General features: G+C 60.7%; 18 protein-coding genes. 14 read left to right on the top strand and 4 right to left on the bottom strand.

Translation table 11 applies throughout. The features are described from left to right. Nucleotides 1-8 precede the first annotated feature (8 nt). Both JQ574_RS12805 and JQ574_RS12800 read left to right on the top strand, forming a co-directional pair. Nucleotides 9-1,022, top strand: a complete 1,014-nt coding sequence (locus JQ574_RS12805) for a nitronate monooxygenase family protein (protein WP_212209045.1) — start codon at nucleotides 9-11, stop codon at nucleotides 1,020-1,022. Between the two features lie 35 nt (nucleotides 1,023-1,057). Then, nucleotides 1,058-1,711 carry a flavin reductase family protein gene (locus JQ574_RS12800; protein WP_212209046.1) on the top strand — a complete coding sequence of 218 codons (654 nt, stop codon included), beginning with the start codon at nucleotides 1,058-1,060 and terminating at the stop codon, nucleotides 1,709-1,711. Here the strand turns inward: JQ574_RS12800 and JQ574_RS12795 are convergent. After that, on the bottom strand, nucleotides 1,708-2,931 hold the full coding sequence (locus JQ574_RS12795) for a multidrug effflux MFS transporter (RefSeq protein WP_212209047.1): 1,224 nt from the start codon (nucleotides 2,929-2,931) through the stop codon (nucleotides 1,708-1,710). The genes JQ574_RS12800 and JQ574_RS12795 overlap by 4 nt on opposite strands. Before the next feature lie 95 nt (nucleotides 2,932-3,026). Beyond that, the gene (locus JQ574_RS12790; protein WP_212383567.1) at nucleotides 3,027-4,226 is read right to left on the bottom strand and encodes an acetyl-CoA C-acyltransferase; all 1,200 of its coding nucleotides are present in this window, start codon (nucleotides 4,224-4,226) and stop codon (nucleotides 3,027-3,029) included. A gap of 78 nt (nucleotides 4,227-4,304) precedes the next feature. Between JQ574_RS12790 and JQ574_RS12785 the strand changes: the two genes are divergently transcribed. The 4 genes from JQ574_RS12785 to JQ574_RS12770 all read left to right on the top strand — a co-directional run bounded on the left by JQ574_RS12785 (nucleotide 4,305) and on the right by JQ574_RS12770 (nucleotide 8,979). Next, complete coding sequence (locus JQ574_RS12785; RefSeq protein WP_312014589.1) at nucleotides 4,305-5,021, top strand: TetR/AcrR family transcriptional regulator; 717 nt, start codon at nucleotides 4,305-4,307, stop codon at nucleotides 5,019-5,021. A gap of 14 nt (nucleotides 5,022-5,035) precedes the next feature. Further along, nucleotides 5,036-7,357: a molybdopterin-dependent oxidoreductase gene (locus JQ574_RS12780; protein WP_212209049.1), complete on the top strand. Its 2,322-nt coding sequence runs from the start codon at nucleotides 5,036-5,038 to the stop codon at nucleotides 7,355-7,357. An 18-nt stretch (nucleotides 7,358-7,375) separates the two neighbouring features. Then, nucleotides 7,376-8,080 carry an SDR family NAD(P)-dependent oxidoreductase gene (locus JQ574_RS12775; RefSeq protein ID WP_212209050.1) on the top strand — a complete coding sequence of 235 codons (705 nt, stop codon included), beginning with the start codon at nucleotides 7,376-7,378 and terminating at the stop codon, nucleotides 8,078-8,080. A 77-nt stretch (nucleotides 8,081-8,157) separates the two neighbouring features. After that, nucleotides 8,158-8,979 carry an enoyl-CoA hydratase-related protein gene (locus tag JQ574_RS12770; protein WP_212209051.1) on the top strand — a complete coding sequence of 274 codons (822 nt, stop codon included), beginning with the start codon at nucleotides 8,158-8,160 and terminating at the stop codon, nucleotides 8,977-8,979. 15 nt (nucleotides 8,980-8,994) lie between these two features. Here the strand turns inward: JQ574_RS12770 and JQ574_RS12765 are convergent, their stop codons facing one another. Further along, a complete protein-coding gene (locus JQ574_RS12765) occupies nucleotides 8,995-9,594 on the bottom strand; it encodes a TetR/AcrR family transcriptional regulator (RefSeq protein WP_212209052.1) in 600 nt (199 codons plus the stop codon). Nucleotides 9,595-9,776: 182 nt separating this feature from the next. On the opposite strand from JQ574_RS12765, the gene JQ574_RS12760 reads away from it, so the two are divergent. From JQ574_RS12760 to JQ574_RS12745, 4 genes are all read left to right on the top strand, one after another. Then, entirely contained in the window at nucleotides 9,777-9,923 is a 147-nt protein-coding gene (locus JQ574_RS12760) for a hypothetical protein (RefSeq protein WP_212209053.1), read from the top strand. A gap of 102 nt (nucleotides 9,924-10,025) precedes the next feature. Further along, nucleotides 10,026-10,889 (top strand): alpha/beta fold hydrolase, encoded by an 864-nt coding sequence (locus JQ574_RS12755; protein ID WP_212209127.1) that lies wholly within the window; start codon nucleotides 10,026-10,028, stop codon nucleotides 10,887-10,889. A gap of 33 nt (nucleotides 10,890-10,922) precedes the next feature. Continuing rightward, nucleotides 10,923-11,927 (top strand): NADP-dependent oxidoreductase, encoded by a 1,005-nt coding sequence (locus JQ574_RS12750; protein WP_212209054.1) that lies wholly within the window; start codon nucleotides 10,923-10,925, stop codon nucleotides 11,925-11,927. Between the two features lie 73 nt (nucleotides 11,928-12,000). Continuing rightward, a complete protein-coding gene (locus tag JQ574_RS12745; protein WP_212209055.1) occupies nucleotides 12,001-12,780 on the top strand; it encodes an SDR family oxidoreductase in 780 nt (259 codons plus the stop codon). A gap of 175 nt (nucleotides 12,781-12,955) precedes the next feature. Here the strand turns inward: JQ574_RS12745 and JQ574_RS12740 are convergent, their stop codons facing one another. Further along, entirely contained in the window at nucleotides 12,956-13,942 is a 987-nt protein-coding gene (locus JQ574_RS12740) for an MDR family oxidoreductase (RefSeq protein ID WP_212209056.1), read from the bottom strand. Nucleotides 13,943-14,457: 515 nt separating this feature from the next. Here JQ574_RS12740 and JQ574_RS12735 point away from each other — a divergent pair. From JQ574_RS12735 to JQ574_RS12720, 4 genes are all read left to right on the top strand, one after another. Beyond that, on the top strand, nucleotides 14,458-14,802 hold the full coding sequence (locus JQ574_RS12735) for a helix-turn-helix domain-containing protein (protein ID WP_312014590.1): 345 nt from the start codon (nucleotides 14,458-14,460) through the stop codon (nucleotides 14,800-14,802). A 546-nt stretch (nucleotides 14,803-15,348) separates the two neighbouring features. Beyond that, nucleotides 15,349-16,941, top strand: a complete 1,593-nt coding sequence (locus JQ574_RS12730; RefSeq protein WP_212209058.1) for a class I adenylate-forming enzyme family protein — start codon at nucleotides 15,349-15,351, stop codon at nucleotides 16,939-16,941. 110 nt (nucleotides 16,942-17,051) lie between these two features. Next, entirely contained in the window at nucleotides 17,052-18,251 is a 1,200-nt protein-coding gene (locus tag JQ574_RS12725; protein ID WP_212209128.1) for an ABC transporter substrate-binding protein, read from the top strand. Nucleotides 18,252-18,321: 70 nt separating this feature from the next. After that, on the top strand, nucleotides 18,322-19,422 hold the full coding sequence (locus tag JQ574_RS12720; RefSeq protein WP_212209059.1) for an NADH:flavin oxidoreductase: 1,101 nt from the start codon (nucleotides 18,322-18,324) through the stop codon (nucleotides 19,420-19,422). Nucleotides 19,423-19,523 lie beyond the last annotated feature (101 nt).

Genomic DNA, 19,523 nt, shown 5'->3' with positions numbered 1-19,523 from the left:
AGCTCCTTGTGAAGACAGCAATTACTGAATTGTTCGGCATCGAACACCCCATCATCCAGGGCGGAATGCATTTTGTGGGCTTTGCTGAAATGGCAGCGGCCGTGTCCAATGCTGGCGGCCTCGGTCTCATCACTGGATTGACGCAAAGAACGCCTGAACTTCTCGCAAAGGAGATCGCTCGCTGTCACGAAATGACCGATAAGCCATTCGGGGTGAATCTGACCTTTCTGCCAACGTTCAGCGCACCTCCCTATCCGGAATACATTGCAGCCATCAGGGAAGGCGGCATCAGGATCGTCGAAACCGCAGGGCGTAGCCCCGAGCAGTACATGCCTGCCTTGAAGGCGGCAGGCATCAAGGTCATCCACAAATGCACTTCGGTTCGCCACTCGCTGAAAGCCGAGCAGATCGGCTGCGACGCCGTTAGCGTCGACGGGTTCGAATGTGGCGGCCATCCCGGCGAAGACGACATGCCCAACATGATCCTGCTGCCGCGTGCAGCCGAGGAACTGAAGATACCGTTCGTTGCCTCCGGCGGTATGGCGGACGCGCGCAGCCTGGTCGCGGCGCTGGCGATGGGCGCCGCCGGCATGAACATGGGAACGCGTTTTATCGCTACCAAGGAAGCGCCGGTACACCAGAACGTCAAGGATGCGCTGGTGAAGGCAACGGAACTCGACACCCGTCTGGTGATGCGCGGGCTCCGGAATACCGAGCGCGTTCTGAACAACAAGGGCGTTGAGCAGTTGCTCGAAATCGAACGAGCCAAGGGCAAGCAACTCAAGATCGAGGATATCCACGATCAGGTGGCGGGTGTTTATCCCAAGGTGATGATCGACGGCGACATGGACGCTGGCGCCTGGAGTTGCGGCATGGTCGCGGGCCTCATTCACGACATTCCCACGGTCAAAGAACTGATCGACCGCATCATGGTGGATGCCGAACGTATCATCCGTCAGCGTCTGACTGGCTTCCTCGATGATGCCGGGCAGAGGCCGGTTGCCGCTCGGGCGATCGCGTGAGCTTTCCGAGCAAAATATCACTGCCGGGGGAATTCATGCATCTGGCCGACTTCCACTACTACGAGCCTTCGAAGGGCCACGGGCTCCGACATAATCCATTCAACGCGATTGTCGCGCCGCGTCCGATTGGTTGGATTTCGTCACGCAATGCGGCTGGTCAACTGAACCTCGCTCCATACAGCTTCTTCAACGCGTTCCTCTACGACCCTCCGATAATCGGGTTCTCCTCAATTTCGTGGAAGGACACCGTCAAGAACATCAGCGAGACCCACGAATTTGTTTGGAATCTAGTTACGATGGATCTGGGCGAGCGCATGAACGTGACGGCGACGCCGCTCGATCACGGCGTGAGCGAGTTCGAAACAGCAGGGCTGACGCCAATCCCCGGGCGCCACGTAGCGGTGCCGCGGGTAGGCGAGAGCAGGGCCGCGATGGAATGCAAGGTCGTCGAGGTCTCTCAGTTGGCGAATGCGCGCGGTGAGAAGGTCGAAGGATGGTTCGTACTCGGCGAGGTCGTCGCAGTATACATCGACAAGTCTTTGATCGAGGACGGCGTCTACAACACTGCACTTGCGCGTCCCATACTGCGCGCCGGCCGTGGTGGTGATTACCTCGAGGTCAAGACGGAGAACATGTTTGAGATGCCGCGCCCGCCAGGCAGCAGCAAACCGGAGTTCCATGGCTCCTAATGGGGAGCAGGTGACCTCAGACCCCGCGCGTACAGACCAAGCGCCAGCAGTGAAAACCCGCTCAGCACGACGCCCAGCGCCAACATTGCTTCATGCGACACCGTGGCAGCAAGCCATACGCCGATTGCGGCGTTCATCATCTGCCAGAAGCCCAGCAGTGCCGAGGCCGCGCCGGCTTTCTCCCCGAATGGAGAGAGCGCGCGGGCGGTAGCCAGTGGACTGACAACGCCCATGCCGAGGAGGAAGACGCACATCGCGCCCAGAAACGGCAAGAAAGTCGGGCTGATCTTCGAGATGAGCAGGATCGCAACGCTGCTCGCGGCCGTCGCCCACAGTCCCGCCCGGATTGGGCGATCGAGCCCGTAGCGTGGCGCCAATTTCGTCGCCAGCATGCCCGCGGCGAATACGATAAAGACGGTGCCGGCGAAGAAGAGGCCGAGCTGGATAGGCGTGAAGTGCATCGCTTCAATGAACAGGCGCGGCGCAGCCGAAAACATGGAGAACAAACCGCCTAGGATCAGGCTCGAGGTTGCAGCCGGGATCGCGAAACGACGATCGCCAATCAGGCCAGCATAGGTCCTGGCGATTGCGACCAGGTTGAGCGGAGTGCGGATCGACTTGTGAGTTTCGCCGAGGACAATGCCGTAGGCAATCGCGCCAACTGCGGCAAAGGCAGCGACGAGAGCGAATTCGGAGCGCCAGCCAAAACTGTGATCGAGTGCGCCGCCAAGCAGAGGCGAGAATCCGGGGGCTGCGGACATCACGATCATGATCAGCGCCATCGCGCGCGCCAATGCCGGCCCACTGAACATGTCGCGGGCAATGGCGCGAGACAACACTGACGTCGCGCAAGCGCCAGCAGCCTGCACGATGCGGCCGGCCAGAAGATTAGGTAGATCTGTTGCCAGACCGCACCAGACGCTGCCCCCGAAGAACACGGCAAATCCGATCAGGACTGGCCAGCGTCTTCCGTAGCGATCCGAAAGCGGTCCGACCAGGAGCTGGCCTATCCCGAACACCGCAAGAAAGACGGTGATGGCGGATGTAACCGCTGCGCTGGTCACATTCAATGAGATCGCAATTTGTGGCAGCGACGGCAGCAAGATATTGGTCGCGAGCGTTCCCATGGCGGCCAGGACGGAAAGAACTGCGATCGCCAGGCCGCTGGAGACGGGAACGTCCCTCGGCACGCTTTTGGTCGTTTGGCACTGGCCAGCCATGGGAACTTTCGCGCTGATAGGGATAGGCAGGTCACAAGGCGGCGAGTGACGCGGTTCGCGCGCTCGCCGAGCCCTTTCTGGTCGGTTCGGCCGTGCTACCTGCGGACGACGCGCTCGATCGCGATGGCGGTGGCTTCACCGCCACCGATGCAAAGGGCTGCAACGCCGCGTTTGAGGTTCTGCGCCTCCAGCGCATGCAGCAGCGTCACGATCAGGCGCGCGCCGGTGGCACCGATCGGATGACCGAGCGCGCAGGCGCCGCCATTGACGTTCAGCTTCTCGCGGGGGATGCCGAGGTCCTTCTGCGCGGCCATCGCTACCACGGCGAAGGCTTCGTTGATCTCGAACAGATCGACATCGCCGACGCTCCACCCGACCTTGTCCAGCAGCTTGCGAATGGCCGGGATCGGCGCGGTGGTGAACCATTGCGGCTCCTGGCTGTGGGTGGCATGGCTCTTGATCTCGGCCAGTACGGGGAGGCCGTCGCGATCCGCGAGCGAGCGCTTTGCGAGAATGAGCGCCGCGGCGCCGTCGGCATTCGCCGAGGAGGCGGCCGGCGTGATGGTGCCGTTGGCGCGGAACGCGGCTTTCAGACCGGGGATCTTGGCGGGATCGACCTTGAGCGGGTGCTCGTCATTGGCGATGAGCCGCGGCCCGGTCTTTTCGGTCAGTGTGATCGGCGCGATCTCGGCTTTGAATGCGCCACCCTCGACCGCCTTGCGGGCGCGGGTCAAAGTCTCCATCGAGTAGGTGTCCTGATCCTTCCGGGTGAATTGATAGGCTTCCGCGGTGGCCTCACCGAAATCGCCCATCGAGCGGCCGGTCTCATAGGCGTCCTCCAGCCCGTCCATCATCATGTGATCGATGATCCGGTCATGGCCGGCGCGGTAACCGCCGCGTGCCTTGGCCAGCAGATAGGGCGCATTGCTCATGCTCTCCATGCCGCCCGACAGTACGATCGAGGCCGAGCCCGCATTGATGATGTCGTGAGCCAGCATGGTCGCCTTCATGCCGGAGCCGCAGACCTTGTTGACGGTGGTGGCGCCGGTGGCATCCGGCAGTTTGGCGCCGCGGGCGGCCTGGCGTGCCGGCGCCTGGCCTTGTCCGGCCGGCAAGACGTTGCCCATGAAAACCTCATCGATCCGCTCGGGCGCCAGCTTGGCCCGTTCCAGCGCCGCGCCGATCACGTGGGAGCCGAGCTTGTGGGCGCTGAGAGGCGACAACTCGCCCATGAAGCGGCCGAGCGGCGTGCGGGCGGCAGAAAGGATGACGACGGGGTCGGAAGCGGTGGCCATGGCGAACTCTCCTGTTGATAGGTGTTGTTATATGATGATAGTCATATAAGATAGCCAGCATTGCAATGAAATGTTGCCGTGAACTTCAAGGACGCGCGGTTCCAGAATTGCTTCGAGGGGATGGGGACGGGTTGTGCAGCCGATCACCTTAGGACCTTGCACGGAGTGGCGATGCGATACGTAGAAGACCACAGGCGTCAAACCCACGATCGAATCGTTGAAAATGCTTCCTACGGTTTGCGCCAAAAAGGCGCGGAAGGGCTCAGTGTTGTCGACTTGATGAAGCTCGCGGGTCTGACCCACGGCGGCTTCTATAACCATTTCGAGTCGCGTGCCGCGCTTGTCAGCGAGGCGATCGCCTTTGCGATGGACCAAACGACTGGACGATGGAGAAAACTGGCGAACGGGAAGGCCGACGGGGAACGTTTCGAGGCGTTGATCGCCGATTATCTTAGTCCCCGGCATCGCGACAATCCCAAACACGGTTGCGCGCTTCCAACCCTGGCCGTCGATGTCGCGCGATCGAGCCCGAGCGAGCAGCAGGCCCTGGCTTCCAAACTGGAGAGGATGATCGACGCCCTTGTCGAGTTGCTTCCCGGTGAGCCACCTGGACAGGCCCGCCAAATCGCGACAGGCGCTATCGCAACCATGGTGGGATCGATCGTGCTGTCGCGTGCCGTCGGCGCGGGGAAACTTTCCGACCGCATCCTCGATGCCGGACGCAAGACCGCAGGCGGCCGGACTCGGAAGCCGCAACGAAAAACAACAAAGGCGACGCGCTGCGAAAAATCATAACAAGGGAGGTCAAAATGACGGCCGGCAAATGGCTCAAGACGGCCTGCAACCTGTGTTACATCAATTGCGGGATCGAAGTCCTGGTCAACGAGGGGCGCCTCGAGAAAGTACGGGGCGACCGTTCGAGCCCGAAATCACAGGGCTACCTGTGCAACAAGGCGACCCGGATTCCATATTATGCGAATGACAAGGATCGGCTTACGACTCCGCTGCGTCGTCGCGCCGACGGCGGTTTCGATGCAATCGAGTGGGACGTGGCGATCGCAGAAATCGCAGATCGGCTGCGAGACATCGTCGACAGATATGGCGGCAAGACTATTGCCCTTTACGGCGGTGGCGGGCAGGGCAACCACGCCGGCGGCGCCTATGCCAGCGGATTGTTGCGCGCACTGGGTTCGCGCAGCGTCTTCAATGCCCTTTCGCAGGAAAAAACCGGCGACTTCTGGGTCAATGGCCACATGTTCGGCAGCCAGACGTGCCACACCGCCGAGGACGTCCATCATTGCGATCTCTTGCTTGTCATCGGTGCAAATCCCTGGATTGCGCACGGCTTCCCCAATGCGCGCGATCATCTCAATCAAATCCGCAAGGATCCCGCACGCAAGCTGATCGTCATTGATCCCAGGCGAACCGAAACCGCCGAAATGGCGGATCTGCATCTCGCGGTTCGTCCCGGCGCGGACTCGTTTCTCCTAGGCGCGCTGCTGGCCACGCTTGTCCGGTCCGACGGGATCGATCATGCCTTCATTGAGGAGCACACGATCGGATTCGCGGAAGTGAGGCAGGCGCTATTAGATATCCCCGTTGAAGAATGGGCTGCCGCTGCCGATATCTCGATCGCGGATCTGGAGCGCTGCGCCGCGATGATCGCAGCGGCGAGGGCCATGGTGGTGCGGGTCGAGCTCGGCATCCAGCAAGGCATCAACTCGACGCTCAACTCCTATCTCGAAAAGCTTCTGATCATGCTTTCCGGCAATTTCGGCCGTAAAGGTACTAACCAATTGCATAGCTGGCTTCAACCGCTATGGGGCAATTCTCCGAACCAGACATTCGCACCGACCGGCGACGCGATTATTGGGGGCCTGTTGCCGCCCAACATTTTCCCCGAAGCGGTGCTCACGGACCATCCCGACCGGTTGCGATGCGCCTGGATCGACAGTTCCAATCCCGCCAACACGGCCGCAAACACCCAGGCCGTGGAACGCGCGCTGCGCTCGCTGGACCTATGCGTTGTGGTCGACGTTGCGATGACCGAAACCGCACAGCTCGCGCATTACGTTCTCCCGGCGTCCTCACAGTTCGAGAAAACTGAATTCACCCTGTTCAACTTCGAATTTCCGACGAACTATTTTCATGTTCGTGCCGGTGTGTTGCCGCCGCTTGCAGGCACCCTGCCGGAGCCTGAGATCTACACGCGGCTTGCCATCGCCCTTGGGCTTCTACCAGGGGACAATGTGCTCGCGCCCCTGCGGGAGACGGCGCGGCGTTCGCGAGCAGAGTTCGCCGTCGCCTTTCGTGCTTTCATCGCGGAAAACCCCGGCGCAGTTCCTGCCCTGGTGCTCTACCATACGCTGGGACAGACGCTTCCGGACGGCACGGCGGCAGCGGCACCCTTGTGGGGGGCGGCGCTGGCTTGCGCGAAGCGATCGCCGCAAGCGGTGCGGCGGGCGATCGGCGCGTCGGACGAGGAGGCGGATCACCAGCTCGGCGATCTCCTGTTCGACACGATCGTTGCCACCCGGCAAGGCACGGCCGTTACCCGGCACGACTATGACGAGGTCTGGTCATTGATCAGCCATTCGGACCGCAAGGTTCGGCTGGTGGTCCCGCAGATGCTGGAATGGCTGGCGCGGCTCGATCCGCAAGCAGCGGGCGCGCCAAAGGAGTTTCCGTTCATGTTGGCGGCAGGTGGCCGCCGCATGTTCAATGCCAACCAGATCTTTCGCGATCCCGCGTGGCGGCGCGAGGATCCGGACGGCGCCATGTTGATCAATTCGAGCGACCTGAGCGAGTTGGGCGCAGAGGATGGTGACTGGATCGCCGTCGAGTCGGTGGTCGGACGGCTCGTTGTCCGCTGCAAGGTCGACGATGCCATGCGGAATGGCCAGCTGGCGCTGCCGCACGGTTACGGTCAGGCATACCCGACGTTGGACGGAGAGCGCCTGATCAACGGGCCACGCATCAATCTGCTCACGGAAAGCGGTAACCGCGATCCCATTGCGGGCACGCCCTACCACAAGAACGTAGCGGTCCGTCTGGCCCTGGTGTCCGCGCACGAGGCTGCCACCTATCAATCGCAATCCGAGCGAATTCACATGAGAGCGGCCGGACAATAGCTCGAAGGGAGCGCTAAAATGACCGATAAACCAGTCGCGATCGTGACCGGAGTAGGGCCGGGCACGGGAGCGGCCATCGTCAAGCGGTTCTCTGCAGGCGGATTTCGTATCATTGCGCTTGCCCGTTCAGCGGAACTCATCAACCGCCTTGCGCAAGAGCTTCCCGATGTGCACGCGGTAACCTGCGACGTGTCCGACGAGAGCCAGGTGCGGACCGTCGTTAATGACGTAAAGCGCCGTTTTGGAGCCGCCGAGGTTCTCATCCACAACGCGGTCGGAGGAGGCTGGGGAAGCTTTCGCGAGATCGATCCGAAGATGCTGAAGGGCAATTTCGAGGTCAACGTAATGGGCTTGTTGTACCTGGCCCGCGAAGTGGCTCCTGACATGATCGATCGCGGCAAGGGCGCGATCCTGGTGACCGGCAACACGTCTTCGATCCGGGGGAAGGCCAATTTCGCCGGCTTCGCTCCGACAAAGGCGGCGCAGCGTATATTGGCCGAGTCGATCGCACGTGACATGGGACCTCTCGGCGTCCACGTCGCCTATGTCCTCATCGACGCCGTGATCGATACGCCCCGGATGCGAGCGCGGATGAGCGACAAACCGGATGAATTCTTCATCAAGCCTGTCGCCATCGCCGACGAACTGTATCATCTCTACAGTCAGGACCGATCGGCCTGGTCATTCCTCGCGGAATTGCGGCCATTCCGCGAAAACTGGTGACAGAACGCGGTTACAGTCGAGTAACGCGCTTACTCATCTAAGAGCGCCGCAGACGCTGGACCTGAAAGGTCAGAACCATGACGGATGAGTCAATCTCGATTGATACAGGGACGGACGAACTGCTGTGCGCGATTCGGGATCGCGTTGCCGTAATCACCTTGAATCGGCCCGAGGCGCGAAATTCGCTGTCCGACCAGCTCACGCCGGCGTTGCGCCGAATGATCAAGCAGAATGGGGACGATCCGGACGTCGGCGCACTGCTGATTACTGGTGCAGGCACTGCTTTCTGTTCGGGTGGCGACGTCAAGGGGATGGGCGGTAGTTCGGCCGCACCGGCGATGTCAATCAGCGACAAGGTTGCGCGACTGAAGGAGCGTCAGCGGACATTGACCGGCGTGCTTGTCTCGGTGCGTAAACCCACCATCGCGGCCCTGCCGGGACCGGCGGCTGGCGCTGGGCTTGCGATCGCGCTCGCCTGCGACATTCGTATTGCAGCCGAATCCACCATCATGACGACTGGTTATGCCAGGATTGCGCTCACCGGTGATTACGGAATTTCGTGGCTATTGACCCGGGCGGCCGGGACGGCGCGTGCCCGCGAACTGATGTTTTTGTCCGAACGGATCGACGCACGCCGCTGCGAAGCGCTGGGGCTGGTAAATCGCGTGGTGCCTGATGTCAACCTGCAGAGCGAAGCATTTGAGATCGCGAGGACGTTGGCGAACGGTCCGGGGAGTGCGTTTGCCTCCATCAAGGATAATCTCGACCTTGCTTTGTCGGCTGACTTCCTGACGTCATTGGACCACGAGGCCGAGAAGATGATCCTCGCAGCGAGCACCGCGCAGCATGCCGAAGCCGTGCGGGCCTTCATCGAGAAACGCGCTCCTAATTTCAGGTGAGACCAAACGCTGAAGTCACCCCTCGGCCGATTTGTTTTCCGGGGATGGTCCGGCAATATCCGTCACCACGGCGGCCATCAGCGATTCCGCCAGAGGGGCATCCGCAATCACCCGAGACAATATGACAGCGCCGATCATTTCCGAGAGGATAGCCGCGGGATGTCTGCTGCCGATGGCCCTCGGGTTCGCGGACGACAGTTTCCCAATCTGTTCGAGATAGTTTTGAATCGCCGTGATGAAGACAGCGCGGAGCGCAGGGTCGTCGCTCCGCGCGGCGTCCACGGCCAATGCCGGCAGAATGCACCCGGACCCTGGATCGTCGCGATGGGCCGATGACACATAGCGTTCGATGAGTTCGCGAAACGGATCTTTGGGCTGTTGGGCCAGTCCATCCTTCAGCAACGCTGTCGTGTCCGCGATCGCACGTTCGCTGGCCTTGACCGCCAGATCATCCTTTGAAGCGAAGTTGCGATAGAAGCCGCCATGGGTCAGGCCGGCAGCTTTCATGATGTCGGCAACGCCGATCCCCTCGAAACCATGCTCGCGCAGCAGGCGCGCCGCAGTCCCGATGATGTGCTCGCGGTTCTCGAGCGCCTTCTCTCGCGACACCCTCATCGTTTTCTCACTCCGTTGGTCGCAGGACCTGCGCCTGTTGGTCCTGACCACGGCCGAGCGATCTCAGATTCGTAAAAACTCCGCTTGACTTTTTTCATGACGATCATCATCTAACACATAAGATGACGATCGTCATAAAAAAATGAGGAAAGTGGGCTGTTTTATAGCTGAGAGGTAAAATAATGCCGGGTTTGAGTGCGCCGGAGCGCAAGAAGACAACGGTCTTCGCCGGCTCGTCGTGTGGCAAGGCCGCGCGGCAGGTCGCCTACGCCGGGTGTCCTCGGGCCCTGTTCGACAAGATTCTGCGGTCGCAGTTCGGGCTGGCGTAATTCAGCACATGTACTGGCGCGCAAAGAGGGGAGTTGTGCCATCCGGCCGAATATCCCGTCCATCTTGGAATTTTCGGTCCGAGCCGGACACTGGAGAAAGCCATGGCTAGTTCTGTTACTAACATCGGACGGGGGACGCGCTACATAGATGCACCCACGCTCTCGATAAATGTCGGGGGGACATCTTTCGTCTACCGCGACATCGGCCCTCGGAGCGGCGTGCCGCTCATCCTTCTTAATCATTGGGGCGCTGTTCTGGACAATTTCGATCCGCGGATTGTCGATGGTCTCGCCAGCAAGCATCGCGTGATCGCGACCAATTACCGGGGTATCGGTGCATCGGGCGGAACAGCGCCTGTGACCATCGATGAAATGGCGCGGGATGCGATTGCCCTGATCCGCGCGCTGGGCTTCGAAAAAGTCGATCTGGTCGGCTTTTCCCTCGGCGGATTTGTGGCGCAGGATATCACGCTGAAGGCACCGGAGCTGGTGCGAAAGCTCATTCTGGCCGGCACGGGCCCGGCGGGCGGCACAGGTATCGACAAGGTGTGGCCGGTATCCTGGCCTTTGATGATCAAAGGATTTCTGACGCTGCGGGATCCAAAATTCTATCTGTTCTTCACGTCCACGACCAACGGCCGGCAAGCGGCGGCAGCCTTCCTGGAACGGCTGAAAGAGCGCAAGGCAGGCCGGGACAAAGGACCTACGCCCAGCGCTTTCTGGCGGCAGGTGAAGGCGATCACCGCTTGGGGCCGACAGGCGCCTCAGGATCTCGGCAGCATCCGCGTTCCGGTGCTGATCGCGAATGGCGAGAACGATATCATGGTGCCGACCGAAAACAGCATCGATATGGCGCGCCGTATCCCGGGCGCAGAACTGGTCATCTACGAAGATGCCGGGCATGGCGGGATTTTTCAGAACCACGCCGTTTTTGTGCCGAAGGCCCTGTCCTTCCTCGGCGCCTGACGCCGCGACATATTTCAGATTGGAGAAGACGCCATGAAGGCATTCGTTGTCGACAAGTACAAAAAGAAGGGCGCTCTGCGCTTGGCCAAAGTGCAAGAGCCGGAGGTGCGCGACGATGATGTCATGGTTCGAGTTCACGCAACCGGTGTGAACGTTCTGGACTCTAAGATCAGGGACGGAGAATTCAAAAGCTTCCTGTCGTATCGTCCGCCTTTCGTTCTCGGTCACGATGTGGCGGGGATCGTCACCAGGGTTGGTCCCAAGGTCAGGCGATTCAAGGCGGGCGACGAGGTCTATTCACGGCCGCGCGATCATCGGGTCGGAACATTCGCGGAATTCATTGCCATCAATGAAGCCGACGTGGCGCTGAAGCCCAAAAACATCAGCATGGAAGAAGCCGCGTCCATTCCGCTCGTGGGGCTGACCGCCTGGCAGGCTCTGGTAGAGGTGGCCAAGCTGAAGCCCGGGCAGAAGGTCTTCATTCAGGCCGGCTCCGGTGGTGTGGGGACTTTTGCCATCCAGCTTGCCAAGCATCTCGGCGCGATAGTTGCGACGACGACGAGCACGAAAAATGTCGAGCTGGTCAAGAGTCTCGGCGCGGACATTGTCATCGACTACAAGACGCAGGATTTCGAGAAGGTTTTGTCGGGCTACGATCTGGTCTTGCACAGCCAGGACGCCAAGACGCTCGAAAAATCCCTGCGCGTGCTCAAGCCGGGTGGCCTCCTCATTTCGATTTCGGGGCCGCCGGATCCCGAATTCGCCAAGGAGCTTGGGATGAACCTGTTCCTGAAGCTGGTGATACGCCTCCTGAGCCGTGGTGTGCGGAAGCACGCCAAAAGCCTGGGTGTGCGCTTCTCGTTCCTGCTCATGCGTGCGCAGGGACAGCAGCTGAGCGAAATCACGTCGCTGATCGAAGCCGGCGTGATCCGTCCGGTCGTGGATAAGGTCTTTCCGTTTGAGAAGACTGGAGATGCGCTGACCTACGTCGAGACCGGGCGCGCAAAGGGCAAGGTCGTCATTGCAGTGAAACAGTAGGTCCCCTAATGACGCGGCCTGAGTTGCGATGCCACGACGCTGGCCGTTCGCAAAACGCATCCGAGGAAGCATCATGACTGAATCCAAGCGCGACACCCAACCTTCCATACAGGACGTCGCACTCATTGTCGGCGGTGGCCCCGGCATCAGCTCGAGTTGCGCCCGGCTATTCGCGGAAAACGGCATGCGTGTCTGCGTCGCTGCCCGGAATCCGGACAAGGCGGTCCTTGAGACCCTTGAGAAGACGCATGGCGTGCGACGATATGCCAGCGATGCCAGTGAGCCGGCAGCCGTGGCGCAGCTGTTCGGAAATGTTGTTCGAGACGTCGGGACCCCAAGGCTAGTCGTGCACAACATCGATGGCCGGGTTCCCGGCATTTTTCGCAAGAGCGTTATCGAAGCCGACCCGGCCATGGCGCTCGAAACCCTTCGAAACTCGGCGTTTTCTGCGTTTCTGGTCGGTCAACAGGCAGCTCGGCTCATGCTCGGAAACGAACCCGACGCCAACGGCGCGAGAGGAACGATCGTCTTCACGAACGCCAGCGCGGCGCTCAAGGGCTTCCCGTCAAGTGGCGCCTTTGCAATGGCGTGTCACGCCAAGTCCGGACTCGCGCAAAGCATGGCAAGAGAACTGATGCCGCAGGGTATCCACGTCGCGAATGTGCCGATCGACGCCGCGATCGGCTGGACCCAGGAGGACGGGACCCGCGCTCACCGGCTGGCGGGAACAACGGTCGACGACAACATGGCCGACCCCGTCCATATCGCGAAAACCTATCTTCAGCTTCACCGGCAGCATCGGTCGACCTGGGCGTTCGAAGTCGTGCTCCGGCCGTGGGTCGAGAAATGGTGAACCGCACTTGCTTTGGTCCGGACCCTCGACGCGCGATTGACCATTGCCTTTCGAGTCGACGTGCTCTCGCCGACATCGACCGCAAAACAATGGTCTCCAGGAGGGTTTGCTGTCTTGTTGCCGCGCGGTCCGATTTTCGTCGATGCGTCGCCGAGCAAGTCCGGCCGCGACATAGCTAGGCATTGACGTCGACGACCGTGCGGCCCTGCACCTTCCCCGCGAACATTTGGCGCACGACATCGGGAACCTCCGCAAGGCCGACCACCTGCATCGTTCGGGCGAGCTTGCTCAGGTCCAGGTCGCGAGCCAAACGCGACCATGCCTCGAGTCGCGCCGCCTGAGGCGCATTCACCGAGTCGATGCCTGCCAGGGTGACATTGCGCAGGATGAACGGCAGAACCGTTCCGGGAAGATCCACACCCTGGGCCAGTCCGCAGGCCGTCACCACGCCGCGATACTGCGTCTGCGCCAGCACGTTCACCAGCGTATGACTGCCGACGGAGTCGACGGCGCCAGCCCAGCGCTCGCGCGCGATAGGCGCTCCAGGCTCCGAAAGCGTTCGTCGATCAATGACGTCGGCCGCGCCGAGACTTCGCAGATAATCGGCTTCCTCAAGCCGTCCAGTAGATGCAACGACGCGATAGCCGAGATCGGCGAGGAGGGCGATCGCGATTGACCCGACGCCGCCGTTGGCGCCGGTTACGAGGATGTCGCCACGCTGCGGTGTGATTCCGCCATGTTCGAGGGCGAGAACCGACAGCATCGCGGTGTAACCGGCTGTGCCGATCGCCATAGCGTCCTTTGTCGAAAATGGCGCCGGAATCTTGACCAACCATTCGCCTTTCAGCCGTGCCTTCTGGGCATATCCACCGTGATGGGTCTGACTTAACCCCCAGCTGTTGGCGACGACGCGGTCTCCGACTGCGATGCCGGGATAGGAGGATGCCTCCACTGTTCCAGCGAGATCGATACCGGGAATGAGGGGAAACTGGCGAATGACCTCCGTGCGCCCGCTAATGGCCAACGCATCCTTGTAGTTCACGGTCGAATAATCGACGGCGACCGTAACGTCGCCAGGCATGAGATCTTGCTCGTTCATTTCGACCACGTTGGTCGTAATCTTTCCGTCTGTCTTTCCTGCCAGCAGTGCCTTGAACGTCATCGCCATATCCTAGGTCGGTGTTGCGTTGTCCACGGACCTAGGGTCGCGCCTCTCTTTCGCAAGAAGGCACAATTAAAGCGGATACTATCATTTATGGACGTACCCGACGGCCAAAGCGGGGAGCCGGGCCTTGGCGGATATGACAGCGGGCCTGACATGGCGACGAGTGCCCCGAAGCGCGGGCAGGCTGCCGGCCATGCCGAGGCTTATCCGTGCCGTCGCACTGGCGCTCGCTGTCAGCGAGTTCCTTGCCGAGATCACGCTGCTGTCCTACGGGAGGCTGCGAGATCTATTGTATTAGGATCGTCATGTGATATAAACCTGACGTCGGTTCAATGGCATCGACGGCAACATCCAAAGACGTCAACCGAGCGAATGTGACCGGAGCCTAGGCTCGCCGATCCGAATTCGTGTCCTGCATGCCGCAGAACGCATAATAATGGCAGATGCGACCATTTTTGGAGGTGTCTATGCGTCCAAGGCGGTTTGACGCGAAAAGCGGATGTGCGGTCGGAGTGACACTGTCCGTCATTGGCGGCATGTGGAAGCCACTGATCCTGTTTCATCTCTTTGCTGGCAAGAAGCGGTTCATGGAACTGTCCCGAGCCATCCCCAACGTCACGCAGAGGATATTGACACTCCAGCTGCGCGAACTGGAGGCCGATGGCGTGATCGTGCGCCATGCCTATCCACAGATTCCTCCGAAGGTGGAATATGAAATCTCCCCCTTCGGGCAGAGCCTGGCGCCTGTACTGCTTTCGCTTCGGAGTTGGGGCAAGCAGCATGGAGGTTTAATCGAAGGCGTCTCTCAGCCTCACTACGCCGCTGAAGATCGTCAGCCAAACGCATGCTCCCTGTAACGTAGGTTGAGTGATGCGTGGGGACTTTGTGCTGTGGATGCCCGAGCAGCCGAGACGTTTCACCGTACGGCGCCCAATGAGCTGGCGTCGTACGACGAGTTGCCAGCTTCAGCCAGTGTTCACTTGGCGATCAATGCCGCAGTGGCATAGCAATGACGCGATGATTGCGAGTCGCTAGACAACGATGCCTGTGCCAAGCTTCTCCAACCTGCGCACGCGAAGCGAGCATTCGCGTGGGATTAGCTGACTCTGACGAGCGCTGATATCGCGACTGCGCGTGCCAACGGGCAACGCACTTCCCCGAGTTAGTCTTATCCCACTGATTTCTCCGAATAATCCGCGTCTCAACCGATCAATCCCAAATAGGAATTGAGCCCGTGAGATGGAAGCCGTCCTCACTTCCAGAATAGCGCTGCGCCATCCGCCTTGACAGTTCTATTTTAGAACTATTTACTTGCGGCGGCCGATGAAAGTGAAGGAGCGGACTTGCCCGTTTAAAGGGGAGGCCACGCAGCACTCTCGAAAACAAGGCGCGAGGAGGATGGCATGAGGAGCGTGGACGTTATCACTGCGGCCGAGCTGCTGGACGGCCTGCCGTCCAGGGTACACGAGGTCTACGCGCCGTTCGTGCAGGACATCCCGGATCATCCGGCCTTCGTTGAAGGGAGGCGTTCGTGGAGCTACCGACAGTTCTCGGAAGCTGTCGACGCAGCGGCGAAGGACCTTTCCAGTTTGGGGATCAGGCCCGGCGATCGCGTGATGATTGCGAGCGAGAACAGCGTGGCCCTGGGGGCGATGCTGTTCGCGGCGAGCAAGCTCGATGCTTGGGGCATTGCGGTTAATCCCCGCCTCTCAGCCAGGGAGATCGATCTGATCGGAACGCACAGCGGCGCAAGACGTGTGCTGTTCAACGCGGCGCTTTCGAAGGAAGCGGCCGATCACGCGAGCCGCGTCGGAGCTAGAATCAACGCTGTGGGGCCATTCGGTGGAATCGGGATTGGTCCGCTCAATGCGGATGCGCAAGCAGAGCCCGTCGAAAAGGATGGCGCCCGCCAGGTCGCGGGCCTTCTCTACACTTCGGGCACGACCGGTGCTCCGAAGGGAGTCATGCTGAGCCACCGCAACCTGCTCTTTACCGCAAGGACTTCAGGAGTTCTTCGCCAAAGCGGCCCCGCCGACCGCATCTACGGCGTGCTGCCGATGTCCCACATCGTCGGGTATTCGATCCTGCTGATCGCCACGCTGATGCACGGCGCTACCTTGTACGTTGTGGCCAAGGCCGATCCCGCCGCGCTGGCCCATTCCATAGCCGAGGAGGGAATTACGAGCCTGTTCGGTGTTCCCGCCACATATCAGCGTCTGCTCGAACACAAGGCGGTCAAGGGTATCCAGCGACTCGAGCGAGGCAAGCTGCGGACCATAGCCGTCGCCGGCGCGCCGCTCGACCTCGATCTGAAGAAGCGGATCGAGGACGAATTCGGAATCCCGCTATTGAACAATTACGGCATAACCGAATGTTCGCCGGGCCTGTCGGGTGTCCGTTCAGAACATCCCGTCTCGGACGAGTCGGTCGGCCCCTTTCTTCCCGGTATTGAGCACCGGATCGTGGACAGGCAGGGCAAGAAGGTGGCGACCGGCGAAGTGGGCGAGCTGCACGTCCGAGGTCCTAACGTGATGCTTGGCTACTATCGCTCTCCCGAGCAGACGGCCGCGGCGATCGATGACCAGGGATGGTTCAACACAGGGGATCTCGCCCGAGTGAACGGCGAGGGCCATCTCTACATCGCCGGCCGAACCAAAGAACTCATCATCCGCTCCGGCTTCAACGTTTATCCCGCCGAGGTGGAGGCGGTGCTGAACGCGCACGACCAAGTCGTCCAATCGGCTGTGGTGGGACGACCGGTTGATGGCAACGAGGAGGTCGTCGCGTTCGTTGCACTTCTCTCCGGCGCCAGTGTCAGCGCCGAAGACCTGAAGGCGTACGCAGCCCAACAGCTCACTTCGTACAAGCGTCCGACCGAATTGATCGTGCTCGACGCTCTGCCGTCAGCCTCCACTGGCAAGATACTCAAACACAAGCTGCGAGAGCTGGCGATCGAACGGGCGGCGCAGGCGTCCAGCGCCGCAGCCGCGGGCTGACCGATGCACTGCAAGGATTGGAACGAAGTCATACCAGGAGTCGGTCGCGAGGCCGCACGGAAATTCAACGAATGATGAGCGACGCCCGTCGCCGCACAAGGGAGAAGTCGATGTTCAGGAAGTCTATACTGGCGGCCGCGATCGGCGTGACGATTGTCGGCGCGCACGCGCGTGCGGAAACACCCGGCGTCACCAGCGCCGAAGTGAAGGTGGGAGCTACGTTTCCGTTCAGCGGTCCCGCGTCGCCGCTCAGCAATACCGGGAAGGGTCTGATCGCGTACGTCAATTCGATCAACGAGCGCGGTGGCATCAACGGCCGCAAGATCAATCTCATCACTTACGATGATGCTTACAGCCCTCCCAAAACGGTGGAGCAGACCAGGAAACTCGTCGAAAGCGATGAAGTGGCCCTCCTGTTCGGCCCGCTCGGTACGCCCGGCATCGGCGCCACCATCAAGTACGTCAACGCGAAGAAAGTGCCGCATCTGTTTGTCGTAAGCGGCGTCACCAAGTTCACGAATTTCGCTGAATTTCCGATGACCACCACGGGCCTGCCCAGCTATGACACGGAAGGGCGAATCTATGCGAAATACATCACCCAGGCCCGGCCGGACGCCAAGATTGCGATCCTGTATCAGAACGACGATTTGGGTAAGGACTTCCTCAATGCATTCAAAGGCTATCTGAAAGACGACTTCGACAAGAAAGTTGTATCGTCCTCCTATGAAGTGACCGAGCCGACGATCGATTCCCACGTGGTGAAGTTGAAATCGTCTGGCGCAGAGGCGTTCCTGGTTGCCGGCACGCCGAAGTTCGCGGCTCAGGCTATCAAGAAGGCCGATGAGGTTGGTTGGAAGCCTCTGTTCCTGATCAATTTCGTTTCGAGCTCGGTCTCTTCAACCATCGTTCCCGCGGGACCGGAAAAGGCTGTGGGCATCATCGCAGCAACGATCACCAAGGATCCGAACGACAAGAAGTGGGCCGACGACCCTGGCATCAAATGGTACCGTGAGCATTTCGCGAAATACCTGCCTGGCGCGGACATCGGTGATGCCAATTATGTGTTCGGGACGCAGCAGGGACAGATTCTGGAGCAGGTGCTCAAGCAGTGCGGTGACGATCTCTCGCGGGAGAATATCGTCAAGCAATCGCGGAGCATCCGCGGGCTGTCACTCCCCACGCTCATACCGGGTGTTACGGTCAACACCGGGCCGGAAAGCAGTATGGCGTACACGCAGCTGCAGCTGCAGCGCTGGAACGGCAGCACGTGGGATCAATTCGGGAAGGTTCTCAGCGCCGAGGAAAAGTGAGCTTGCCTTTTGAACCAGCGATGCGTGTGATCGGAGCCCGCAGAGCGACCAACTGACCAAGGAAGCGCGAATGTCCAGCGACGCACTTTTCCGGCCTTTCCAGCTGAAAGGGCTTAACTTGCCGAACCGGGTCGTAATGGCGCCGATGACGCGCTCATTCTCTCCGGGCGGAATTCCGACCGAAGACGTCGCGCGGTACTATCGGCGCCGTGCCGAAGGGGCGGTCGGGTTCATCATATCGGAGGGGACGGGCGTGGATCGTCCGGCATCCCTGAACGATCCGAATGTTCCCCGCTTTCATGGCGATAAGGAATTGGCAGCGTGGCGGCGTGTGGTTGACGAGGTGCACGCCGCGGGTGGCCTGATGGCGCCGCAGTTATGGCATGTCGGAGCCGTTCGCACGCGCGCCGAGAATTGGTCTCCTCCCGGCGCCTACGACAGTCCGTCCGGCCTGTCGCGACCGGAGAAGAAGTTCGGCGAGCCGATGAGCGAAGAGGCCATCGCTGACGTCATTCGCGCTTTTGCCGATGCGGCGCTTGCGGCGAAGCGCTTGGGATTCGATGCCGTCGAATTGCATGGCGCGCACGGCTATCTGATCGATCAGTTCTTCTGGGAGGGCACCAATCGCCGCGAGGATGCTTACGGTGGCAAGGACCTGCCCGGCCGGGCCAGGTTTGCCGCTGATATCGTCCACGCGGTGCGCAAGGCGGTCGGAACGGATTTTCCGATAGTGCTCCGCATCAGCCAATGGAAGCAGCAGAACTTTGAAGTGAAGCTGGCCGATACGCCTCGCGCATTGGAAGCCTGGCTCAAACCTCTGGTCGACGCGGGAGTCGACATTCTGCATTGCTCGCAACGGCGCTTCTGGGAGCCGGAGTTCGAGGGCTCCGATTTGAATTTCGCCGGATGGGCCAAGAAGGTGACGGGCGTGCCGACGATTTCGGTCGGGTCGGTCGGTCTGACCGGCGAATTCATCGCCGCATACGGCGGCGAGAGTTCCCGTCCGGCGTCCCTCGACGAGTTGATCCGCCGCCTCGATCGCGAGGAGTTCGATCTCGTCGCGGTGGGCCGGGCGCTGCTTCAGGATCCGCAGTGGCTACTAAAGGTGCGTGACGGCCGGACGGAAGAACTGATGGCTTTCGAGCGGACCGCGTTCGCGGCGCTGAGCTGAGTAGAGCGATGAAAGGTTCGAAGCAGGGCGCATCGCCACTGAATAAGGTCTAATCCAAATTTTCTGTAGCCAGTGCTTCGGCGACCGTTCCAAGCTGGCTG

It is taken from the genome of Bradyrhizobium sp. AUGA SZCCT0158 (genome assembly GCF_018130065.1).
Lineage (GTDB): Bacteria > Pseudomonadota > Alphaproteobacteria > Rhizobiales > Xanthobacteraceae > Bradyrhizobium.
This window is presented reverse-complemented; position numbering and strand designations above follow the sequence as displayed.